Consider the following 6000-nt stretch of genomic DNA (forward strand, 5'->3'; position numbering starts at 1 on the left):
TTGCAGGGAAACCATCAAATCTATCCCAATCTAAAACCTAAAACTTAAAATCTAAAATTGAGGAACCATCCGCCCGCATCCAACAGTCTCAACATCCAGTTACCAACAATTCTGCTACAGTCAGTCAGGACATCCCCGTGCATCTTCCAGAGACAAGGGTTCCCAGCCTCTGCGCCGACAGCAGTAAAATCCCATCAGCTTGTCACCTGCAACCCGATCGGCAATAACTTAAAAATTAAGGTAGTTTGAAAATAACCCCCTAAAGTACCCATAAGCCTTGACATCCGACCTACACTCTGTAAATTAGACACTCTAACTGCGCCGCCATCCATAGATAAAAGATGCCATGTCAACTTTAGTCATCGTCGAATCTCCCACAAAAGCCCGTACCATTCGCAACTTCCTGCCCTCCACCTACCGTGTAGAGGCATCAATGGGCCACGTCCGCGACCTCCCATCATCCGCCGAAGAAATACCAGAAGCCGTTAAAGGAGAAAAATGGGCGCAACTAGGCGTAAACGTGGAGGCAGACTTTGAACCGCTTTACGTCATCCCGAAAGATAAAAAGAAAATTGTTAAAGAACTCAAAGACGCCCTCAAAGACGCAACAGAACTGATTCTAGCCACAGACGAAGACCGAGAAGGCGAAAGCATTTCCTGGCATTTGCTGCAAATCCTCAAACCCAAAGTCCCCATCAAGCGGATGGTATTTCACGAAATCACCCGCGAAGCCATCCGCGACGCTTTGACTCACTGCCGCGATATCGACAATCGGGTTGTACAGGCCCAGGAAACTCGCCGAATTCTCGATCGACTCGTCGGCTACACCCTATCTCCCCTACTGTGGAAGAAAATCGCCTGGGGTTTGTCAGCAGGGCGAGTCCAGTCAGTCGCAGTCAGGCTGTTGGTACGCCGGGAACGGGAACGCCGCGCCTTCCGCCAAGGTAGCTACTGGGATTTGAAAGCCGTTTTGGAAAAGGGCAAAATTTCCTTCGATGCCAAACTCGTCACAGTCGGGAATGTGAAAGTTGCCAACGGCAGCGATTTTGATGAAAATACCGGACAAATTATCGCAGGCCGCCGCGTACTTTTGCTCAACGAAGACCAAGCCAGGGCTTTACTCTCGCGCATTCAAAACAAACCTTGGACTGTTAGCAATCTCGAAGAACGGCCAGTCACCCGCAAACCCTCGCCGCCGTTTACGACCTCGACCTTACAGCAGGAGGCTAACCGCAAGCTGAGGCTGGGTGCGCGGGAAACCATGCGAATTGCCCAAAGTTTGTACGAACGCGGTTTTATCACCTATATGCGGACGGATTCGGTGCATTTATCCGAACAGGCGATTACGGCCGCCCGCAGTTGCGTGCAAGAACTGTACGGTAGCGAATATCTCAGCCCCCAACCGCGCAAATACACCACGAAAAGCAAAGGCGCCCAGGAAGCCCACGAAGCTATCCGCCCGGCCGGCAGCAGTTTTCGGACTCCGCAGCAAACCGGATTGAGTGGCGTTGACTTCCGCCTCTACGATTTAATTTGGAAGCGGACAGTCGCTTCTCAAATGGCCGATTCTCGCCAAACTCACGTCACGCTACAAACTCAGGTAGAAGATGCCGGTTTCCGTTCCAGCGGGAAACGCATTGATTTTCCCGGCTTTTTGCGCGCCTACGTGGAAGGTTCCGACGACCCAGATGCGGCCTTGGAAGACCAAGAGGTGATTTTGCCGGCGCTGAAGGTGGGGGATAAGCCTAATTGCAAGGATTTGCAGGCTGTGGGGCACGAAACTCAACCTCCCGCCCGCTATACGGAGGCTTCGCTGGTGAAGATGCTGGAAAGCGAGGGGGTTGGCCGTCCGAGTACCTATGCGAGTATTATCGGTACAATTGTCGATCGGGGATATGCGAAATTAATAGCTAACGCCCTGATTCCGACCTTCACTGCTTTCGCCGTCACTACTTTATTGGAAACACATTTTCCCGATTTAGTAGACACGGGTTTTACTTCCCGCATGGAACAAACCCTGGATGAAATTGCCACCGGCGAGGCGAAATGGCTGCCGTATTTGCAAAAGTTTTATACAGGGGAAATGGGACTCGCTACCCAAGTTAAGGAACAGGAAAGTCAGATTGACGCGAAAGTTGCTCGAACTGTGGTATTGGAGAATATTGCGGCGAAAGTTTGCATCGGCAAATACGGCGCTTACCTGGAAGCTGAAAGCGAAGAAGGCCAGGTGAAAGCATCGATTCCGCAAGATTTGACTCCGGCTGATTTAGATCCGGAAAAAGTGGAGTTTCTGTTAAAGCAAAAGACGGAAGGCCCGGAAAAATTGGGTCTTCACCCGGAGACTGGGGAACCGATTTATGTGTTGGTTGGCAATTACGGCCCCTACGTTCAGTTGGGGGATGTTTCGGAAACGAATAAGAAACCTAAGCGGTCTTCTTTACCCAAGGGGACTGATAAGGATAGCGTGACGGTTGATATGGCGGTGAGTTTGTTGACTTTACCTCGGTTGTTGGGAACTCACCCGGAGACGGGGGCGAAGGTGCAGGCTAATTTGGGGATGTACGGGCCTTATGTTGTTCACGATCAGGGTAAGGTTGGTAAGGATTATCGATCGATCAAGCCGCCGGATGATGTTTTGACGATCGAGATCGATCGGGCTTTAGAGTTATTATCGCAGCCAAAAGCCGTGCGTGGCAGTAAATCAGCGACACCTTTGAAGGAATTGGGGGCGCATCCAGAGTCGGGAGAACTGTTGAATGTTTACGATGGCCGTTATGGGCCCTACGTGAAACACGGCGATATCAATGCTTCTTTGGCTAAGGATGAATCTGTGGAGAATTTCACTTTACAAAAAGCGCTGGATTTGTTAGCAGCGAAGGAAGCGGCGGGCGGCGGTAAATCTAGCAGTAAGTCGAAGAAGTCTAGTAAGACTGCGGCGAAGTCGGAGACTGCAACTGAGAAGACTGCGGCGAAGAAAACTACTGCTAAGAAGACGACGACTGCTAAGAAAACGACTACTAAGAAGGCGGCGACTGCGACGGCCACTAAGAAGAAGACAACTTGAATTTAGTTTAGTTTTCACTCATCGAGAAACCCGGACGGTGTAGGGGCGGTGCCCCCGTGCCCGCCCGGTTTTTTTTGTTGGTAAGAGACTTGACAAATTGAGGTTTGTAGTAAGGATTTCAGTCCTTCAAATTGGGTTTGAGTGTAGTAGGGCATTACGACCAACGGGGAAATTTTGATAGTTTTCTTGAGTTGAGCTTGACTGGATACAAAATATGCGGTACTTTTAGATGATATGAGGTGTTGAGTCCGCATTGGCGAGTTAACGCTTAGTTAGCTTGCTCTGCTTAAGTGTATGGAAGCCACTTTGAAATTATTGGGTGGAAACTTAGTTTTTTTGGGTACAAGACTCCCGCCTGAAGGCTCCAAGTTATACTTATGGTTAGAGGTGAAATAATTCTTCGCCTTCTGGGTTCTATTTTGGATGACCAGCGATCGCGACATTTACACAAAGGCTTGATGCAATGGTTCAGAAAATTGCCTTATTCAACCACAAGGGCGGGGTTAGTAAGACTACAACTACGTTTAATCTAGGCTGGATGCTTGCTTCCAAAGGAAAAAGAGTGATTCTTGTGGATACCGATCCACAATGTAACCTCACTGGTATGGCTCTGGGAGAAGGAACTGAGGATGATGAGGACAGAATTCAAAAAATCTACAATACAACCTCAAACATAAAGACAGGACTCGCTCCCGCTTTTGAGTCACAACCAAGAGCAATTGAAGCTGTGGATTGTATCCCAATACAAGGTCAGGATGATTTATTCCTTCTACCTGGTAATGTTGGTTTGGCTGAGTATGAAGTAACACTAGGTATTGCTCAAGAATTAAGTGGCTCAATTCAAACTCTGAAGAATTTACCAGGTTCTATCAATGATTTGCTTGAAAAGACAGCGACTAAGTTTAATGCAGATTATATGCTGATTGATATGAGTCCAAGTTTAGGATCAATTAATCAAAATGTGTTGATGATAAGTGACTTTTTTTTAGTGCCTACTACTGCTGACTTTTTCTCCATGATGGCAATCGACTCTTTGGCTAAGGTCTTGCCAAGATGGTATGCCTGGGCAAAGTCGGCAAGCTCGCTCCAAATCCTGAAAGAAGCAAATTATCCGTTTCCTGATATCACGCTACGTTTTTTAGGGATAGTTGTTCAGAACTATCGAATCATTCGAGGCAAAGAAACTGCTGCTTTCCAAACCTGGATTGAGAAGATTGAGCAAACTGTTGCTAACAAATTGATTCCAACCCTACGCCAAAGCAATATGATGCTGCCGAGCCAGGCTTACCAGGATCTGGGACTTCAAGACAGCCTCTCCCTTGCCAAGATTTCAAATTTTAACAGTCTGATTGCTCTGTCTCAAGAACATCGAACACCAGTTTATGCCTTAACGCCTCAGCAATTGGGACAATCAGGAATTGTCTTGGAGCATAACAAGAAGAAGCTGGAAGAGTTTAGACAAACTTTTTCAGACTTGGCAGATAACATCATTGCATTAAGTTCAGAAAGCTCCGTATATGCAGTCAGCGCTTGACCAATTTCGTATTAGCATTCGTCGCGTCCGAGACCTAATTGCCCTTCATAATTCCGTTAAAGCTCAAGCTACTGGTGCGCTAGATGTGTCAGATATGCTACGAGCCGCGCTAGTTCTTGCAGTGAGCGCGTTGGATTATTACGTGCATGAGGTTGTGACATTAGGAATGTTAGAAATTCATCGAGGACAACGTTCGGAACCAACGCCTTCAGCAAATACTACTCAGTCAGCATTCTCACGTTTTCAAGTGTCGTTGGGTGGTGCTCGTCAAGAGCGATTAGCGGCGATTGATATTGCCTCATGGCTGGAAACTGAAATTGAACAAACTCACGGTTCTGCTTTTCTCCAACAATCTTATACGGTTGCAGCCTTAATCCCTGCAATATCAAGTAGCGTTGTGAAAAGGCTGAATAATGCCTCTTGGTTGGAGGATGAGATTAGGGAACGTCTAGGATATCAGAGCTTCCAGCAAGCAGACAAAATTGCTGATGCAATCAGATATATTTCAGACAAAAAGTTGTGGGATGATGTGGCTAATAAGATAAGCAAACCAGCAAAAGATATTAAGCAACAACTCAATTCGATAGTCGATAGGAGAAATAAGATTGCTCATGAAGCTGATATAGATCCAACTTTCAACATCGGAGATAGATGGAATATTGATGAGAGGCTTGTTGGCGATGCAGTAGATTTTATTGAGCAGATTGTTGAGAGTATTCATCAAGTTCTGTGAATCTAAGGAGACTTGACATGACCCTAGAGCTATATCAGGAAGTTGCTTTAACCCGTGACTTACCCGAATATCAACTCAAAGCAGGAGATATTGCAACACTGGTTGATTTTGTTTCACATCCTAGTGGTGGTGAAGAGGGCTGTCTGTTGGAAATATTTAATGCTGTTGGTGAGTCTCTGACAGTCATAGCAGTCCCCATCTCTACTGTAGAAGTTTTACGCCCTGATGAAATCTTAACAGTTCGTTCTTTGGCAAAAGCTGGTTAATATTCATTCAACTGTCGGGTTCAATCGTCTTCACTCCAAGCAAAATATTGTGACCATTGTTGAGTGCGCGGATTAAACAACTTAACGCGCGTTTGCGCGATCGCACAAACCCACCCTATCCCTGACCTCGCGCTGGTCTAAAATCTCCTGGGCCACCAAAAAGGCCATACGGGCGATCGACTTTCACGAAAAAACTGCGAAAATAATTTGTTTTAGCAGACAGATTCGGTAAAAAATCCGGTTTTTGCGATCGGGCCGTGCATAAGTAGCTCCGCCATTTCTAAAGTAATCCTTTCGTTTTCATGATATAATCCAGACTATCCATGTATAGCAATCCTAAATCATTTTCTATGTATAGGTGTACTGATGGATTTTTGGGAAATCAAATTTATGTTCGTTTGTG

The 6000-nt window shown here is 46.5% G+C and carries 4 protein-coding genes; all 4 read left to right on the top strand.

Going from position 1 to position 6000, the window contains the following annotated elements:
* Positions 1 to 346: 346 nt before the first annotated feature.
* Positions 347 to 3064 carry a type I DNA topoisomerase gene (topA, locus tag QUB66_RS27065; protein WP_332970397.1) on the top strand — a complete coding sequence of 906 codons (2718 nt, stop codon included), beginning with the start codon at positions 347 to 349 and terminating at the stop codon, positions 3062 to 3064.
* Between the two features lie 463 nt (positions 3065 to 3527).
* Complete coding sequence (locus QUB66_RS27070) at positions 3528 to 4598, top strand: ParA family protein (protein ID WP_332970398.1); 1071 nt, start codon at positions 3528 to 3530, stop codon at positions 4596 to 4598.
* Entirely contained in the window at positions 4582 to 5331 is a 750-nt protein-coding gene (locus tag QUB66_RS27075; RefSeq protein WP_332970399.1) for a HEPN domain-containing protein, read from the top strand. Before QUB66_RS27070 ends, QUB66_RS27075 begins: the two co-directional genes overlap by 17 nt.
* A gap of 17 nt (positions 5332 to 5348) precedes the next feature.
* Entirely contained in the window at positions 5349 to 5597 is a 249-nt protein-coding gene (locus QUB66_RS27080) for a DUF4926 domain-containing protein (protein WP_332970400.1), read from the top strand.
* The last annotated feature ends 403 nt before the right edge of the window (positions 5598 to 6000 follow it).

The sequence above is a fragment of the Microcoleus sp. A2-C3 genome, from assembly GCF_036706065.1.
In the GTDB taxonomy this organism is placed as follows: Bacteria; Cyanobacteriota; Cyanobacteriia; order Cyanobacteriales; family Microcoleaceae; genus Microcoleus.

Excerpts from the sequence above, each read along its gene's own strand:
- topA (WP_332970397.1), top strand. The coding sequence starts at position 347 with ATGTCAACTTTAGTCATCGTCGAATCTCCCACAAAAGCCCGTACCATT.
- QUB66_RS27070 (WP_332970398.1), top strand. The coding sequence starts at position 3,528 with ATGGTTCAGAAAATTGCCTTATTCAACCACAAGGGCGGGGTTAGTAAG.
- QUB66_RS27075 (WP_332970399.1), top strand. The coding sequence starts at position 4,582 with ATGCAGTCAGCGCTTGACCAATTTCGTATTAGCATTCGTCGCGTCCGA.
- QUB66_RS27080 (WP_332970400.1), top strand. The coding sequence starts at position 5,349 with ATGACCCTAGAGCTATATCAGGAAGTTGCTTTAACCCGTGACTTACCC.